The organism is Streptomyces sp. NPDC002835 (genome assembly GCF_053591995.1).
In genome coordinates, this window is record NZ_JBSFUW010000020.1 from 69,230 (window position 1) to 85,220 (window position 15,991).

Annotated in this window: 18 protein-coding genes; 11 read left to right on the forward strand and 7 right to left on the reverse strand. The window is 71.3% G+C overall.

Annotated elements, in window-relative coordinates:
- Positions 1-60: 60 nt before the first annotated feature.
- The 3 genes from ACWD01_RS21885 to ACWD01_RS21895 all read left to right on the forward strand — a co-directional run bounded on the left by ACWD01_RS21885 (position 61) and on the right by ACWD01_RS21895 (position 2,723).
- Positions 61-639 (forward strand): GNAT family N-acetyltransferase, encoded by a 579-nt coding sequence (locus ACWD01_RS21885; protein WP_451164264.1) that lies wholly within the window; start codon positions 61-63, stop codon positions 637-639.
- Positions 640-656: 17 nt separating this feature from the next.
- On the forward strand, positions 657-1,745 hold the full coding sequence (locus ACWD01_RS21890) for a LacI family DNA-binding transcriptional regulator (RefSeq protein WP_451164266.1): 1,089 nt from the start codon (positions 657-659) through the stop codon (positions 1,743-1,745).
- An 81-nt stretch (positions 1,746-1,826) separates the two neighbouring features.
- Complete coding sequence (locus ACWD01_RS21895) at positions 1,827-2,723, forward strand: phosphatase PAP2 family protein (protein ID WP_451164268.1); 897 nt, start codon at positions 1,827-1,829, stop codon at positions 2,721-2,723.
- Positions 2,724-3,240: 517 nt separating this feature from the next.
- Here the strand turns inward: ACWD01_RS21895 and ACWD01_RS21900 are convergent.
- The gene (locus ACWD01_RS21900; protein WP_451164270.1) at positions 3,241-6,228 is read right to left on the reverse strand and encodes a bifunctional [glutamine synthetase] adenylyltransferase/[glutamine synthetase]-adenylyl-L-tyrosine phosphorylase; all 2,988 of its coding nucleotides are present in this window, start codon (positions 6,226-6,228) and stop codon (positions 3,241-3,243) included.
- Positions 6,229-6,417: 189 nt separating this feature from the next.
- Between ACWD01_RS21900 and ACWD01_RS21905 the strand changes: the two genes are divergently transcribed.
- Positions 6,418-6,948 (forward strand): pyridoxamine 5'-phosphate oxidase family protein, encoded by a 531-nt coding sequence (locus ACWD01_RS21905; protein WP_451164272.1) that lies wholly within the window; start codon positions 6,418-6,420, stop codon positions 6,946-6,948.
- A gap of 13 nt (positions 6,949-6,961) precedes the next feature.
- Positions 6,962-7,393 (forward strand): VOC family protein, encoded by a 432-nt coding sequence (locus ACWD01_RS21910; protein WP_451164274.1) that lies wholly within the window; start codon positions 6,962-6,964, stop codon positions 7,391-7,393.
- A gap of 84 nt (positions 7,394-7,477) precedes the next feature.
- Here ACWD01_RS21910 and ACWD01_RS21915 read toward each other — a convergent pair whose 3' ends face one another.
- Positions 7,478-7,804 (reverse strand): hypothetical protein, encoded by a 327-nt coding sequence (locus ACWD01_RS21915; RefSeq protein ID WP_451164276.1) that lies wholly within the window; start codon positions 7,802-7,804, stop codon positions 7,478-7,480.
- 391 nt (positions 7,805-8,195) lie between these two features.
- Here ACWD01_RS21915 and ACWD01_RS21920 point away from each other — a divergent pair, with 391 nt between their 5' ends.
- Genes ACWD01_RS21920 through ACWD01_RS21930 form a run of 3 tightly spaced genes read left to right on the forward strand, consistent with a single transcriptional unit; the run spans position 8,196 to position 9,648 of the window.
- Positions 8,196-8,369: a DUF397 domain-containing protein gene (locus ACWD01_RS21920; protein WP_451164278.1), complete on the forward strand. Its 174-nt coding sequence runs from the start codon at positions 8,196-8,198 to the stop codon at positions 8,367-8,369.
- A 44-nt stretch (positions 8,370-8,413) separates the two neighbouring features.
- Positions 8,414-8,983 carry an SMI1/KNR4 family protein gene (locus tag ACWD01_RS21925; protein ID WP_451164280.1) on the forward strand — a complete coding sequence of 190 codons (570 nt, stop codon included), beginning with the start codon at positions 8,414-8,416 and terminating at the stop codon, positions 8,981-8,983.
- On the forward strand, positions 8,980-9,648 hold the full coding sequence (locus tag ACWD01_RS21930; protein ID WP_451164282.1) for a class I SAM-dependent DNA methyltransferase: 669 nt from the start codon (positions 8,980-8,982) through the stop codon (positions 9,646-9,648). Before ACWD01_RS21925 ends, ACWD01_RS21930 begins: the two co-directional genes overlap by 4 nt.
- A 65-nt stretch (positions 9,649-9,713) precedes the next feature.
- Here ACWD01_RS21930 and ACWD01_RS21935 read toward each other — a convergent pair whose 3' ends face one another.
- The 5 genes from ACWD01_RS21935 to ACWD01_RS21955 form a co-directional block, all read right to left on the reverse strand.
- Complete coding sequence (locus tag ACWD01_RS21935; RefSeq protein ID WP_451164284.1) at positions 9,714-9,923, reverse strand: antitoxin; 210 nt, start codon at positions 9,921-9,923, stop codon at positions 9,714-9,716.
- 130 nt (positions 9,924-10,053) lie between these two features.
- Positions 10,054-11,529 carry a membrane-associated oxidoreductase gene (locus tag ACWD01_RS21940; protein WP_451164286.1) on the reverse strand — a complete coding sequence of 492 codons (1,476 nt, stop codon included), beginning with the start codon at positions 11,527-11,529 and terminating at the stop codon, positions 10,054-10,056.
- A gap of 98 nt (positions 11,530-11,627) precedes the next feature.
- A complete protein-coding gene (locus ACWD01_RS21945; RefSeq protein WP_451164288.1) occupies positions 11,628-11,969 on the reverse strand; it encodes a helix-turn-helix domain-containing protein in 342 nt (113 codons plus the stop codon).
- 19 nt (positions 11,970-11,988) lie between these two features.
- Positions 11,989-12,246 carry a type II toxin-antitoxin system RelE/ParE family toxin gene (locus ACWD01_RS21950; protein WP_451164290.1) on the reverse strand — a complete coding sequence of 86 codons (258 nt, stop codon included), beginning with the start codon at positions 12,244-12,246 and terminating at the stop codon, positions 11,989-11,991.
- A 172-nt stretch (positions 12,247-12,418) separates the two neighbouring features.
- Positions 12,419-13,780, reverse strand: coding sequence for a glutamine synthetase family protein (locus ACWD01_RS21955; RefSeq protein ID WP_356891490.1), 1,362 nt, complete (start codon positions 13,778-13,780; stop codon positions 12,419-12,421).
- A 261-nt stretch (positions 13,781-14,041) separates the two neighbouring features.
- Here ACWD01_RS21955 and ACWD01_RS21960 point away from each other — a divergent pair, with 261 nt between their 5' ends.
- From ACWD01_RS21960 to ACWD01_RS21970, 3 genes are all read left to right on the forward strand, one after another.
- Positions 14,042-14,458 (forward strand): hypothetical protein, encoded by a 417-nt coding sequence (locus tag ACWD01_RS21960; RefSeq protein ID WP_451164292.1) that lies wholly within the window; start codon positions 14,042-14,044, stop codon positions 14,456-14,458.
- Between the two features lie 71 nt (positions 14,459-14,529).
- Positions 14,530-15,177 (forward strand): DUF3105 domain-containing protein, encoded by a 648-nt coding sequence (locus tag ACWD01_RS21965; protein ID WP_451164294.1) that lies wholly within the window; start codon positions 14,530-14,532, stop codon positions 15,175-15,177.
- A 5-nt stretch (positions 15,178-15,182) separates the two neighbouring features.
- Positions 15,183-15,851 (forward strand): DUF305 domain-containing protein, encoded by a 669-nt coding sequence (locus tag ACWD01_RS21970; RefSeq protein WP_451164296.1) that lies wholly within the window; start codon positions 15,183-15,185, stop codon positions 15,849-15,851.
- Positions 15,852-15,991 lie beyond the last annotated feature (140 nt).

The following is a 15,991-nucleotide window of genomic DNA, read 5'->3' on the forward strand; positions in this document are numbered from 1 at the left end:
TGATCTCGGTCGCTTCGTTGATCGTCGGCCGCCCGGCGGCGCCCGCGCCATCATTGCCCCATGATCCCCGACTTCGCCTTCCGTGCCGCCGCCGCGTCCGACGCGGATGTGCACGACCTCGTCTCCCTCTACGACGGCGCCGCCCGCTGGATGCTGTGCCACGGCATCGACCAGTGGCGGCCCGGCGACAAGGACGCCGCCCACTTCCGGCGCCGGATCGCCGAGGGCGAGGTGTGGCTGCTGCGGCACGGCGGCCGGACGGCCGGGGCGTACGAGATGTGGTGGGACGACCTGCCGGCCTGGGGCGCACAGCCGCCGGTCGCCGGCTATGTGCACCGGCTGATGACCGCTCGCGGCGCGGACACGCCGCCCGGCGCCGGCCGGTCGCTGCTCGCCCACGCCGAGGGCCGTATCACCGCCGCCGGACGGCAACTGGCCCGGCTGGACTGCCTGAGCAGCAACCCCCGGCTGCGCGCCTACTACGAGGCCGCCGGATACCGGGTGGTGGGCGAGGAACCCGCCAAGTCCGCGGCGGACGGCAGCAGTTACGGCGTACTGCTGCTGGAGAAGCGCCTCTGGCGGGCGGTTCCGGCGTCAACTCCCGCCGCTGCCACGCCCGGTGGGCAGTCACGAGTGTGACGGGTACAGTCCGGTGCGTGACCGCACCCGCACGCCTGGCCGACATCGCGACCCAGGCGGGGGTCAGCGAAGCGACGGTGAGCCGGGTCCTCAACGGAAAGCCAGGCGTCGCCGCGACCACCCGCCAGTCGGTGCTCGCCGCCCTCGACGTCCTCGGTTACGAGCGGCCCGTCCGGTTGCGCCGGCGCAGCGCGGGCCTGGTGGGACTGATCACGCCGGGGCTCGACAACCCGATCTTCCCGGCCCTCGCGCAGGTCGTCGGCCAGGCGCTGACCCGGCAGGGCTACACCCCGGTACTCGCCACCCAGACCCCCGGCGGGTCGACGGAGGACGAGCTGACCGGGATGCTGGTGGACCGCGGCGTCGGCGGGATCATCTTCGTCTCCGGACTGCACGCCGACACCACGGCCGACATGGACCGCTACGACCGGCTCCGCGCCAAGGGCGTTCCCTTCGTCCTCGTCGACGGATACGCGCCCGGCGTGCGCGCACCGTTCATCTCGGCGGACGACCGCGGCGCGATGCGGCTCGCGGTCACCCACCTCGTCTCGCTCGGGCACACCCGGATCGGCCTCGCGCTCGGCCCGCGCCGGTTCGTGCCCGTGGTGCGCAAGATCGAGGGTTTCCGGCTCGCCGTGCAGGAACAGCTCGGCCTCACGCCGGAGGCGAGCGGCGAGCTGGTCCAGCACTCCCTCTACACCCTCGAAGGCGGCCAGGCGGCGGCCTCGGCCCTGCTGGACCGCGGGTGCACGGCCGTCGTCTGCGCCAGCGACATGATGGCGCTCGGGGCGATACGGGCGGCCCGCCGACGGGGCCTCGACGTGCCGGACGACATCTCCGTCGTGGGATTCGACGACTCGCCCCTGATCGCGTTCACCGACCCGCCGCTGACCACCGTCCGCAAACCGGTGCAGGCGATGGGGCAGGCGTCGGTGCGCGCGCTCCTGGAGGAGACGGGCGACAGCCACTCGGCGGCCGCGGCTCCGGAGCGGCGCCGGGCTCCCGTGCACGGCGAATTCGTCTTCATGCCGGAGCTGGTGGTACGCGGTTCAACCGCTTCCGCACGGGGACGGGACGCCGGACGGGACGGTGGGGGCCGCCCGTAGTCCGTAAGAGGGAGAGTGTGCGGGACGAACCCGTCGGAGGGATGATCGTAGGGTGCCGTTCATCTGGCAAACTCCTCTCTCATGGGTGAAGCGACCGTGAAGACTCTCGAAGGACGGACGGCGACCCCGTCATCCACGATGGAGGACGAGGCCGCTGCTTCACCTGCCCGTTCGCGGCCCCGGCCGCGGGGGCCGCGGACGACCGCCCGCCCCAGCATCTGGTTCGAAGTGATGCTGATCGCGGTGAGTTACTGGACGTACTCGCTCATCCGCAACGCCGTGCCCGAGCAGAAGAGCCAGGCGCTCCGCAACGCCGACTGGATCTGGCAGGCGGAGCAGACCATGGGCATAGCGGTGGAGGAATCCGTCAACCGCGCCGTCAACTCGGTGACATGGCTCATCGTGTCGATGAATTACTACTACGCCACCCTGCACTTCATCGTCACCATCGGTGTGCTGGTCTGGCTCTACCGTACGCATCCGGGCCGTTACGCTGCCGCCCGGCTCGTCCTTTTCGCCACGACCGGTGTGGCTCTGGTCGGTTACTACCTGTACCCGCTCGCACCGCCCCGGTTGATGAACGGCCAGAATTTCATCGACACCGTCCTGGTCCACGACACCTGGGGCTCGATGGCCTCCGGCGACCTGAAGAACATGTCGAACCAGTACGCGGCGATGCCGTCCATGCACATCGGCTGGTCGGTGTGGTGCGGTGTGATCATCTTCGCCGTGGCGGCGGCGCCGTGGGCCAAGATCCTCGGCCTGCTGTACCCGACCCTGACCCTGGTCGTCATCGTCGCCACCGCCAACCATTTCTGGCTGGACGCGGTGGGGGGCGTCATCTGCCTGGCGTTCGGCTTCGGCGTCTCGTACGTGTGGTACCGGGCGCTGCCGCATCAGCTCCCCCAGCTCGTCGTCGCCCTCCCCCGTGACCCGTCATCGGGCCTCCGCCGCTTCCTCCCGACGGCCCGCGGCTGACTCCTGCCTGAACGGGGCTCCGCCCCGTTGCCCCCGCGCCTCAATCGCCGGCGGGGCTTGGTCGGCCGGTCTTGTCGGGGCGCTGCCCCGAGCCCCGCGCCTCAATCGCCGGCGGGGCTGAAGTTGCCCAAGCCGGCGGGACCGGGAGTGCGACGGCCTCCTCAGGGCTCCGCCCCGAACCCGGCGCCTCAAACTCCCCCTACGGCCTGGCGGCCGTGGGAGGTGCCCCCAGCGAGGCTGAATGTGCCCGGCAACTCAAGCCTGGTCGGCGGGACGCCCCCAGCGGGGCTGGCTGACCCGGGCAAACTCAAGCCCGGCCGGCGTTTGAGGCCACCGCGCGGTACCGGGCCCGGGCGGAGCCCGGTGTCCGCCCCCCGCCCGCAGGCGCATCGGGGTCCGGGGCCTGCCCCGGTTACGGGAAGGCGGGGGTCCCCCCGCGGCCGCCAGGCCGCAGGGGGAGGGTAGGGGAAAAGCCCGCCGCAGGCGCCACGCGCACCCGCCGCCGCCCGCCCAAGGGCTACGCGTCGTAGAAGACCGACTCCATAACCCCCCGCGCCCTCCGCGTCACCCTCCGGTAGTCGTCCAGCATGTCCCCCACGTGCCCCGGCCCGTACCCCAGGTAGCGCCCCACCGCCGCCAGTTCCCGCGCGTCCGCGGGGAACGTGTCGCCCGCCCGGCCGCGGACCAGCATCACGCCGTTGCGGACGCGGGTCGCGAGGACCCAGGCCTCGTCGAGGGTGCGGGCGTCGTCCTCGGTGAGGAGGTCCGCCGCGCGCGCCGCGGCCAGCGCCTCGCGGGTGCGGGTGGTCCGCAGCGCCGGCTCGGCCGCGCCGTGCCGCATCTGCAGCAGTTGGACGGTCCACTCGACGTCGCTCAGGCCGCCCCGCCCGAGCTTGGTGTGCAGCGTCGGGTCGGCGCCCCTCGGCATCCGTTCGGACTCCATGCGCGCCTTGAGCCGGCGGATGTCGCGCACCGCGTCGTCGCCGAGCCCCTGCCGCGGGTAGCGCAGCGGGTCGGCCAGCTCGACGAACGCCGCGCCGAGCTCGGCGTCGCCCGCCATCGGCCGGGCCCGCAGCAGCGCCTGGCTCTCCCAGGTGAGGGACCACCGGCGGTAGTACGCCTCGTACGAGGCGAGCGTGCGCACCAGCGGCCCGTTGCGTCCCTCGGGCCGCAGGTCGGCGTCGATGAGGAGCGGCGGGTCGGCGGTCGGCAGCTGGAGCAGCCGGCGCATCTCGGCGACGACGCTGTTCGCGGCCCGTGCCGCTTCCTGTTCGTCGACGCCCTCGCGGGGTTCGTGGACGAAGAGGACGTCCGCGTCGGAGCCGTAGCCCAGCTCGTACCCGCCGAAGCGGCCGACGCCGATGACGGCGAAGCGGGTCGGCAGGGTGTCGCCCCACTGTTCGCGTACGGCGGCGCGCAAGGCGCCCGAGATGGTGGCGGCGGTCAGTTCGGTGACGGCGTCGCCGACGCGGTCGACCAGCGCGCCGGGGTCGCCCTCCGCCGGGTTCTCCTCGGTGCCGTAGGAGCCGATGAGGTCGGCGGCGGCGGTACGGAACAGTTCCCGGCGCCGTACTCCGCGGGCCGCGGCGACCGCCGCCTCCGCGGTGTCGGCGCGGCCGACGGCGGCGAGGACCTCCTGCTCGAGGTGGTCGCGGCCGCGCGGCCGCAGCCCGCCGGGGTCGCCGAGGATGGCGACGGCCTCGGGCGCGCGCAGCAGCAGGTCGGGCGCGAGCCGCCCGGCGGACAGCACCCGCGCCAGGTTCTCCGCCGCGGCGCCCTCGTCGCGCAGCAGCCGCAGGTACCAGGGCGTCTTGCCGAGCGCGTCGGAGACCTTGCGGAAGCCGAGGAGGCCCGCGTCGGGGTCGGCCGAGTCGGCGAACCAGCCGAGCAGGACGGGCAGCAGGGTGCGCTGGATGGCGGCCTTGCGGCTGACCCCGGAGGCGAGCGCCTCGAGGTGGCGCAGCGCGCCTGCGGGGTCGGCGTATCCGAGGGCCTCGAGGCGCTGGCCGGCGGCCTTGGGGCTGAGCCGGGTCTCGCCGGTGGCGAGCTGGGCAACGGCGTCGAGCAGCGGCCGGTAGAAAATCTTCTCGTGCAGCCGGCGGACGACGGAGGCGTGCCGCTTCCACTCGCGGCTCAGCGTGGTGACGGGGTCGGTGCGCAGTCCGAGCGAGCGCGCCAGCCGGCGCAGGTCGGCCTCGTCCTCGGGCACGAGGTGGGTGCGGCGCAGCTTGTAGAGCTGGATGCGGTGCTCCATGGCCCGCAGGAAGCGGTACGCCTCGTCGAGTTGCGCGGCATCGGCCCGGCCGACGTACCCGCCGGCGGCGAGCGCCTGGAGTGCTTCCAGGGTGGTGCCGCTGTGCAGGCTGGCGTCGCTGCGGCCATGGACGAGTTGCAGGAGCTGTACGGCGAATTCGACGTCGCGCAGGCCGCCGGGGCCGAGCTTGAGTTCGCGTTCGATCTCGGCGGCGGGGATGTTGTCGACGACGCGGCGGCGCATCTTCTGCACGTCGGCGACGAAGTTCTCGCGTTCCGCCGCCTGCCAGACCAGCGGCGCGACGGCCTCCGCGTACGCCTGGCCGAGCGCGGCGTCGCCGGCGACGGGCCGGGCCTTGAGGAGCGCCTGGAACTCCCAGGTCTTGGCCCAGCGCTGGTAGTAGGCGAGATGGCTGGAGAGCGTGCGCACCAGGGGCCCGTTGCGTCCCTCGGGCCGCAGATTGGCATCGACGGGCCAGATGGTGCCCTCGACGGTGGTCTCCGAGCAGATGCGCATCAGATGGGAGGCGAGCCGGGTCGCGGCCTGCAGAGCCTTGGCCTCCTCGGTGCCGTTCACGGGCTCGGCGACGAAGATGACGTCGACGTCGGAGACGTAGTTGAGCTCGTGGCCGCCGCATTTGCCCATGGCGACGACGGCCAGCCGGCAGATCGCGGCGTCGTCGGGGGCGGCGGCCCCGGCGATGGCGAGGGCGGCCCGCAGGGTGGCGGTGGCGAGGTCGGCCAGTTCGGCGGCGGCCTGGGCCACGTCGGTGGTGCCGCACACGTCGCGGGCGGCGATGGCCAGCAGGCAGCGGCGGTAGGAGACGCGCAGCGAGACGGCGTCGGTGGCGTCGGCCAGCCCGCGTTCGAAGTCGGCGACGCCCGGGTGCAGGTCGGCCGACTCGTAGGTGGCCAGGGCGTGCCAGTCGCGGGGGTGGCGGACGAGGTGGTCGCCGAGGGCCTCGGACGCGCCGAGGACGCCGAGCAGCCGGTCGCGCAGCGGCTTCGCGGTGATCAGGTTGTCCAGGAACCGACGCCTCTCGCCCGCCTCGTGTGCTTCGACGAGGCGGACCAGAGAGCGCAGCGCGAGGTCGGGGTCGGCGGTGGCGCCGAGGGCGTCGAGGAGGACCGGGTCGTCGCGCACCGCCGCCATGTCGGGCAGGTCGAGGAGCCGTGACGCGTCGGAGGGGTCGGTGAAGCCGTGCTTCAGCAACCGGGTGAACGTACTGCTCCTGCGCCCCGGAACCGTCATCCCGGCCTCCCGTCGTCCTGCCGTGCCCGCCATGTCGCCGTGTGTGCGCCGTCCGCCGCGTGCGCCCGAGCGTAGCCGCAGGCCAGGGCGGGCTGCCCGGCGGGCGCGTAGGGACCGATGAGTACGCGGACGTGATGCGGTCCACACATATGTCGACCGTGCCGACCACAGATGGAAAGGACCAGCGCCATGCCCCCGACCGCCCATCCCCTGTCCGAGCTCGATCCCCGCTTCAGCGATCCGGGGGCGTCGGCGGCCCACTGGTCGGACGCGGTCGCTCAGCTCCGCGACGCCGAGGTGTTCTGGCTGACGACCGTACGGCCGGACGGCCGCCCGCACGTCACGCCGCTGATCGCCGTCTGGCACGACGACGCCCTGCACTTCTGCACCGGCCCCGGGGAACGCAAGGCCAAGAACCTCCGGGAGAACCAGGAGGTCGTCCTCACCACCGGCGTCCCGTCGCTGGGCGAGGGCCACGACCTGGTCGTGGAGGGAGAGGCGGTGCGCGTGACCGACGAGGCGGCGTTGCGCGCCCTGGCGGCGCTCTATGTGGAAAAGTACGGACAGGACTGGGCGTTCGAAGTCAGGGACGGCGTGTTCGCGCACGAGGCGGGCGAAGCCCTGGTCTTCCGGGTCGCGCCACGAACGGTCTTCGGCTTCGCGAAAGGCGCCTTGTTCGGACAGACCCGCTGGCGATTCACCACCGACGTGTCCCGTTGAAAGGATTCCCCCCGTGGAAATGACCCTCGAAGTCGTCCCCGTCCCGGTCGCCGATCTGGACCGCTCGAAGACCTTCTACGCAGAGGCGTGCGGCTTCAAGGTCGACCTCGACTCCGAGGTCGCCCCCGGTATGCGGATCATCCAGCTGACCCCGCCCGGGTCGCGCTGCTCCATCGCCCTGCTGAGCGGCATGCCCCCGCATCCCGACCAGCCCACGATGTCCCCCGGCACCCTGCACGGCCTCCAGCTCTGCGTCACGGACATCGCGAAGGCGCACTCCGAGCTGATGTCGCGCGGAGTTCCGGTGACGTCGATCCAGCACGTGGGCGCGACGGGCTGGGAGGAGGGCACGGGCGAGGAGTGGAACTCGTTCATGTTCTTCAAGGACCCGGACGGCAACACCTGGTGCGTCCAGGAGGCCCCGGCCCCGCTGTCGCAGCGCTGACGGCGTCCATGGCGGCGGGCACGTGTGTCGCGTGCCCGCCGCGAGGTCGGGCGGGCGTACGCCGCCGTGGGTGTGGGTGGGGCGTCAACCGCTCCAGTACGTCGGAAGGGAACCGAGATACAGCGCCCCACCACCGAGCAGCACCACCTGCGTCGCAGCCGTCGCCCACCCGCGGCACACCAACGCGAGACCCACGGTCACCGCACACGCCCACGTCGTGAACTCGACCACCCCCGCCTGATAGGTCGCCCCCTCGGGGTGCATCGGCCCTGGATAGCCCATCCAGTCCGCGGTGAAGATGCCATCCATCCCGAGCGCCAGCTGCCCGCCGACCAACAACAGATCCAACAGCGCCATGACCGCTGCCGCGGCGAAGTCCGCATGGCGGTGCTCAACGGTTCGACTCAACATACGGAAGCAGACAAGTCGGCGGGCAGTACGGTTGCCCGACTCGAAGCGGCTCCCCGCATACACGCCTTCATCGCGTACGCACTCGTCAGGCAGCGACCGCCACGGAAGCCGCCGTGTTCGCCACGCACTCGGGGCAGCACCCGGGTTCGGCCGCGCGGAACGCCTGTCGCACGCGTCGCAGTTCTGCAGCGGGTCGGGCCGGGCGGTGACCGGTGCGGCGGGGAACAGGGCGGTGAAGTTGCGTACGGGGGTGCCGATTCGGGTGATTTCCTTGTTCAGGTCACTCAGGCCACAGTCCGGGCTCGTACGCGTGTTGATGCGGAGGTCACCATGGAGCAGCCGACCGACGGCTACGACGACGAGACGAGCGCCGTGCTCAAAAGCAATCGGGTTGCAGTGGTCGAAGAGCAGCTACAGCAGCAGCGAACCCGATTCCAGCTGCGTCGAGGTCGCCGCCACCCCCGTCACCGTCCATGTGCGCGACTCCAAGGACGCGGCCGTCCCCGGCCTCGCCCTCGGCCCCACCGCCTGGGCCGCGTTCGTCGCGTACGCCGCCGAGGGCTGACCGGGCGGCGGCGTTGTCAGTGCCGCCTGGTATCCCTGGACGGCATGGATACCGATCACGCGACCCCCGCCGAGATCGCCGCCCTGCGCGCGGCGTTCGGCGTGGACGACGGGGGCGAGTCCGCCCTCGGATGGGAGGCGGTGCGCGCCTTCGAGGCGGAGCACGGCGTTGTGCTGCCCGAGCCGTACCGCACGTTCGTCGCGGAGGTGACGGACGGCTCGTACCAGGGCCCGCCGGACTACGGGCTGGTGCCGCTCGCCGAGTTGCCCGACGACTGGGGCGACGGCCGGCCGGTGCGGGATCTGAGCCGGCCGTTCCCGCTGACCTCGGCGTGGCTCTGGGAGGATGACGAGGACGACGACCGGTCCGAGGAGGAGTTGGCGGAGCTCGAGGACGCCGTCTTCGACCACGGATCCGTCGTACTGGGCACCGACGGCTGCGGCATGTACTGGCATCTGATCGTCACCGGCCCCCACCGCGGCCATATATGGAACATCTCCGGCGAGGGCGCGGCGCCCTTCGGCGCGGAGTTCGGCCACACCACGGCGGAGTCCGGTTTCGCCGGCTGGGTCGCGCACTGGGCGGCCGCCAAGGACTGGTTCGATGCCGCATGACGACACGACGTGAAGAGGCAGCGTTCCTGCGCGACACCCGCGACTCGTACGACGCGATCGCCGTCGACTACGCGGAGACGTTCAAGACCGAGCCGGAGGCCAAGCCGCTGACCCTGGCCGTGCTCACCGCCTTCGCGCAGAGCGTGGTGCGGGACGGCGGCGGGCCCGTCGCGGAGTTCGGGTCCGGGCCGGGGCGGGTGACGGCGTATCTCGACGGGCTCGGGGTGGACGTCAGGGGGGTCGACCTGTCGCCCGCGATGGTGTCGCTGGCACGGCGGACGTTTCCGGATCTGCGGTTCGACGAAGGGTCGATGACGGAGCTCGGCGGCTTCGCGGACGGCTCGCTGCGCGGAATCGTCGCGTGGTACTCGCTGATCCACATACCGCCCGCCGAGGTTCCCGGAGTGCTCGCGGAGTTCCACCGCGTCCTGGCGCCCGGCGGGTACCTGGCGCTGGCCTTCCAGGTCGGTGAGGAGGTGACGCGGTACACCGAGGGGTTCGGGCACGCCGTGGCGCTCGACTTCCACCGGATGCGGCCGGATCGGGTGACCGAGCAGCTGCGGGAGGCCGGTTTCGAGCCGAGGGCGACCATGGTGCGGGAGGCGGAGCCGGACGAGAAGACGCCGCAGGCCAGTCTGTTGGCCCGCAAGCCGGTGCAGGCGTAGACGCACGGCGCCCGGGCCGGAGGGCGGCGCCCCCGGTCCGGGCCGGGCCGTTCACACGGGTGAGGTCACTGCTGCGGCGGCTCGTCGCGGCGTTCCGTCCCGCCCGTGCCGCCACCTCCGAACTGGTCCCTCATCTTGTCCTGGCCCGTGTCCACGCGGCGGCTGTGCTTGCCCTGGGTCCTGCCGTCCACGTAGTCGCCGGCCTTCTCGATGCCCTGGTTCGTCTGGTCAGGGTGGCCTTTGAGCATGCTCTTGAGCTTGTCCATCATGGACATGGGGTTTTCCTCCTCGACGCAGGGTCCCCCGTCACTCCAGGGTCACCGCCCCGGGCGCGTTTCGCATCCGCACAGCCTGCCGTGGCGGACAGTTCCTGACCTGGATGAGCCTGTGGGCGGGTCGCGGGCCCTACTGGCGGCTCAGGGACCGGGTGACCCCCGCCGCGATTGTGGTGGCCAGAACCCAGCCGCCGATGATCAGCAGATACGCCAGCCACTGGTACGCCCCCTGGGGCGCGTACGCCGTCTCCTGGCCGAAGCCGATGATCGGCAGGAGCAGATCGAGGGTGTAGAAGGCGGGATTGAAGTCGGGGGCCTCGTCGGGCTTCAGCGCGGGCGGATACTTCAGGGCGAAGGCGACGGTCCCGGTGAGCAGCAGCGCCGCCAGCCATCCGGCGGCGCGCAGCGGGCGGAAGCCGTAGCCGACGGTCACGTCCTGGAGGGTGCCCCAGACCCTGCCCTGCCACGGGAGTGTGCGGCGATGGCGGCGGAGCTTGGCGAACTGGACGGTGCGGGCGGCGGCCTCGTCGCCGACCGTGCGGTAGGCGGTGGCCAGCTGTTCGTAGGTGAACGGCAGATAGTCCGTCTGTCCGTGTTCCAGCAGTGGCAGCCGCTGCTCGGCCGGCAGGTGGGGAGTGAGCCTGCGGTAGCTGAGGCCGTCGATCATGACCTGGTCGGGCCAGACCTCCGGGGATATGTGCAGCAGCTCCAGCTGGGAGCGGCGCAGATTCACGGCGCCCTCGATCGGTGCCGCTTCTCCTAGCCACAGTTCGCCGGCGACGCAGCTGCTGGCGCGCAGGGCCTGGCCGCCGGGGTTCGACAGCCTGGCGTGCGCCAGATTCAGCTGACCGGGGACGGTCGCGCCCGTCAGGTTGATCCGGCCCTCGGCCCGCAGCCGCATCGCCCGCAGGTCGGCCCCGACGGACAGGTTCTCGGCGTGCAGCGCGGTACCGCCCGGGCAGCGCAGGGTGGCGTCGTCGAGGTTGATCTGACCGCCGACGGTGGCCCCGTTCAGCCCGGTCTGACCGTCCACGACGAGGCCGACCGCCCAGATGTCGGCGCCGATCGTCGCGTGGTTGAGCGACAGCACGGGTGCGCCGGGCTCCTGGTCGCCGTCCCCGGCGTCCAGGCGGGCCCCGTCGAGGAAGACGGCGCCGCCGATCTGCGAGCCCGCCAGCCGTACGGGCCCGGTGACGCGGCAGCCGGTCATCCGCAGCACGAGGTCGACGCGCAGGGTGCCGGCGGTGAGCCCCGGCAGCTCGGAGTCGGTCAGTGCGAGGAGACGGATCTGGGCGCCGTAGAGATCCGGCGGCTCCTCGAAGTGACACGACCGCAGCCGGACGGGGCTGTGGATCGTCCCGAACTTGAGGTTCAGCACGCCGGTGATACGCGCGCCCCACACCTTCATCCCCGCGATCTCGCCGTCCTGCCGCGGCCCGTCCACGAGCAGCGCCCGAAGCACCTCGGCGCGTACGGTCCGCTCGGGCCCCCAGGAAGCCCCGGGCCCGGGTTCCTCGCCGGCGCCCTCGCGGAAGTCGACCCCCTCACCCCGCGGGAACGCCTCGACGACACGTCGCTCGGCCGGCGTCAGATCGTTGATCTCCACCGCCCGGATGCTGTCGCGAGCCCGTTCGAACTGTCAACTCCCGCCGGGCGTAACCGCCTTGTGCGCGGCGGAGTGCGCCAACGGGGGTGGACAAGCCCTCAGCCCAGGACGAGCGATTCATCGCCGAAGTCGGCCACGAGCTTGAGCTGCCCTCCCAGGGCTGCAACGTACGCGGCGAGGGTTTCGACCTCGGACCGGCTGATCGCACCCTTCTCTATGGCCGACACGCGCCCCTGCGTGACACCCAGAACCTTCGCCACTGCCGTCTGCGTCATCTTCTGGCGCTTACGCACCTCGGCGAGCCGATGCGCGCGGACCTCGGACAGCAACGCAGCAGTGCGGTGCTCGACGTCCTTGCGCTCTTCGGGAGTGAAGTCGAGTTCACGCTTGAGGTCGTCCCAGTCGACGGCGGCGGCCGTGTTCGGCTTGCTTGCGCTCATGACTCCCCATTCCTCGTCTTCATTCCTGAGATTCCAGATACGCCTCGTAAGCGCCTTCGGCTGCCTTGATCGCTGTTCGATACCACGTGGACCAGTTGCCCGCCTTGTTGCCACCCACCAGGATCACTGCGTTTCGGCCTGGATCGAATACGAACAGGACGCGCACTTCGCTCGCCCCTGACGATCCCGTCCGAAGTCCCTTGAGGTTCGCGATACGCGACCCGGAGATGTGGTCGACCAGCGGGCGGCCGAGCGCCGGCCCTTCCTGCTGAAGCACGTTGATGGCGGCACTGACCTGCAGAATCGTGTCCCTGTCGCCGTGGCGCAGCTCGTGTAACAGCTTCGCGCAGGCTCCACGACAATGATCCTGAAGGGCATCCGCACTCCCACCCCACCGAGATATTACTCCTGCATGATATCATGCAGGAGTAATATCCGAGAGTACCCGCCTACAGCACCGGCAGGGACTTGCGCAGCTCGAAGGCCGTGACCTCGCTGCGGTACTCCTCCCACTCCTGCTTCTTGTTGCGGAGGAAGAAGTCGAAGACGTGCTCGCCCAGCGTCTCGGCCACCAGCTCGCTGCGTTCCATCAGGTCGATCGCCTCCCCCAGGTTCTGCGGGAGCGGGGTGATGCCCATCGCGCGGCGTTCGGCGTCGGAGAGGGCCCAGACGTCGTCGTCCGCGCCGGCCGGGAGTTCGTAGCCCTCCTCGATGCCCTTGAGGCCGGCGGCGAGGAGGACGGCGTACGAGAGGTACGGGTTGGCGCCGGAGTCGAGGGAGCGGACCTCGATGCGGGCGGAGCCGGTCTTGCCCGGCTTGTACATCGGGACGCGGATCAGGGCGGAGCGGTTGTTGTGGCCCCAGCAGATGTACGAGGGGGCCTCGCCGCCTGCGCCGGCGCTGCGGGTGGAGCCGCCCCAGATGCGCTTGTAGGAGTTCACCCACTGGTTGGTGACGGCAGAGATCTCGGCGGCGTGCCGCAGCAGGCCCGCGATGAAGGAGCGGCCGACCTTGGAGAGCTGGTACTCGGCGCCGGACTCGTAGAACGCGTTGCGGTCGCCCTCGAAGAGGGACAGGTGGGTGTGCATGCCCGAGCCGGGGTACTCCGAGAACGGCTTCGGCATGAAGGTGGCCTGCACGCCCTGCTCCAGCGCGACCTGCTTCATGACCAGGCGGAACGTCATGATGTTGTCGGCCGTGGACAGCGCGTCCGCGTACCGCAGGTCGATCTCCTGCTGGCCGGGCGCGCCCTCGTGGTGGCTGAACTCGACCGAGATGCCCATGGATTCGAGCATGGTGATCGCCTGGCGGCGGAAGTCCATGCCGACGTTCTGCGGGGTGTGGTCGAAGTAGCCCGAGCTGTCGGCGGGCGTGGGCCGGCTGCCGTCGACCGGCTTGTCCTTGAGCAGGAAGAACTCGATCTCGGGGTGGGTGTAGAACGTGAAGCCCAGGTCCGAGGTCTTGGCCAGGATCCGCTTCAGCACGAAACGCGGGTCCGCGAACGACGGAGAGCCGTCGGGCATCAGGATGTCGCAGAACATCCGGGCCGTGCCGGGGGCCTCGGCGCGCCACGGCAGGATCTGGAAGGTGCCGGGGTCCGGCTTGGCGATCATGTCGGACTCGTAGACCCGGGCGAAGCCCTCGATCGCGGAGCCGTCGAAGCCGATTCCTTCGTCGAATGCCTGTTCCAGCTCGGCGGGTGCCACTGCGACCGACTTCAGAAAGCCGAGCACATCGGTGAACCACAGGCGTACGAAGCGGATGTCGCGCTCCTCGAGCGTACGGAGCACGAATTCCTGCTGCTTGTCCATGTCTGAGTTCCTACCCATCCTTGCCGGTCACGGCGCGTGCCTGCTCCCTGGAGCATCCCATCCGCGGGTTTCGGGGAGGTTGCGCACGCGGCTTTGCCCATTGTGGGTCAGGGGCCGGCCGGAGACGACCCTGAAGGCCCCTTCACTGTCCCTGACCGGCCGGCGGCCGGTCGCGACGGGCCCCCGGCGGCGTCGCCCGGCGTCCCTTTTTCGCCGCCCGACTGCGGTGCCTGACAGCGGCGCCCACTACGATCTGCGGCCATGGGGGGTTCGCGGGTCCACCGCCTCTCGCACCACACGCGTCCCACGGCTCTGCTGAGCGCCGTGGCGACGTTCCTCGGCGCGCTCTTCTTCTGCCTGGGCCCGGGCGGTGCGCACGAGGCGACCGCCTCCCCGGCGTACGAGTCGGCCAACGAATCGGCCGGCGGGTCGGCCGGTGAATCGGCGTTCGGGCCGCTCTCGGCGACCGCGTACAGCTGCCCGTACGACGACGGCGGCTGCGGGCTGAGGCCGGTGCTGGGCCCCGCGGTGCTCACCGCGCCGCCGCTGGACGCCCCGCCGCCCGCGGGGGCCGCCCCCGCGTCCTTGGGGACGGACCCCGACGCCGCCCCGCCGTACCACTCGGGAGCGCAGGCACGCGCCCCGGACCTGCACGTCCTTCAGGTGATGCGGACGTGATAAGCGTCCGCGTCACCCTGCACATCGCTGAACCCCCCCATTCCGCAGACTTCACGAAGGACATCGCCACCATGGCTTCCCGTAACGCCACCAACGACCGCCGGGCCCGCATAGAGCAGATGCGCCGCGCCGAGCAGTCGCGAGAGCGCCGCAACCGCTTCCTCACCATCGGCATCAGCGGCGTCGTCGTCGCCGGCCTCGTCGGCTTCGGAATCTTCGTGCTCAACAAGGAGTCCGAGGAGAAGGAGCAGCGCGTCGCCGAGGCGAAGGCTCCCGTCAAGGACGAGCAGAGCTGGGACGCGAAGAAGCTCGGCCGCAACCACGTGGACACGCCGGTCACGTACGAGATGCAGCCGCCGGTCGGCGGCGACCACAACCAGGTGTGGATGAACTGCAACGGCGACGTCTACAAGGAGCCGATCCCCGACGCCAACGCCGTCCACTCGCTGGAGCACGGCGCGGTGTGGGTGACCTACACCGACAAGGCCGACAAGGCGGATGTGGACAAGCTCGCCGAGCGGGTCGAGAAGACGCCGTACTCGTTGATGAGCCCGTACAAGGATCAGGACGGCGCGATCGTGCTCAGCGCCTGGGGCAAGCAGGTCGCCGTCGACTCGGCCGACGACAAGCGGGTCAGCCAGTTCTTCACCAAGTACGTCCAGGGCCCGCAGACGCCCGAGCCGGGCGCTGCCTGCACGGGCGGACTGAGCGGCAAGTGAAGGGCGTGACGCGTACGCACTGGGTGGCCGTCACCGCGGTCGTCCTCGCCCTGCTGTTCGCGGGGGCCGCCACGGTGGCCTCCGCGGGCGACGGCGGCTCCCCCGCGGACCGTACGCCGACGGCGGCGTCCGCGGACGCCGGTTTCGCCCGGGACATGTCGGTGCACCACCAGCAGGCGGTGGAGATGTCGTTCATCGTCCGCGAGCGGACGCAGGGCGACGAGGTGCGCAGGCTCGCGTACGACATCGCCAACACGCAGGCGAACCAGCGCGGGATGATGCTCGGCTGGCTCGACCTGTGGGGGCTGCCGAAGGTGCAGGCCGACGCGGAGCCCATGGCGTGGATGGGCAGCACCTCCGGGCACGGCGGACACGGCGGACACGGCGGGCACGGCAGCCTCAAGGCCGAGGACGGTGCGCTGATGCCGGGCATGGCGACCAAGGCGGATGTGGAGCGGCTGTCCCGGCTCAGCGGCGAGCAGGCCGAGATCCTCTACCTCCAGCTGATGATCGTCCACCACAACGGCGGCATCGCCATGGCCAAGGGCTGCGTCGAGCAGTGCGAGGTCGGCGTGGAACGGGACCTGGCGCAGGGCATGGTGGACGCGCAGGTGTCGGAGGTCGAGCTGATGGTCGACCTGCTGCGCAAGCGGGGCGCGCAGCCCCGCACCTAAAGGCGCGTCCGACGCACGCCTCGTCCGGGTCCGACGCGCGTCCGGCCTGGACGGGGCACGCGGCCGCTGCGGTCGCGTGCCCCGGACGGCGCAACGAGAATGGGGTGGCTCGGGGCCTTACGGCATCCAGGAGGCAGGAC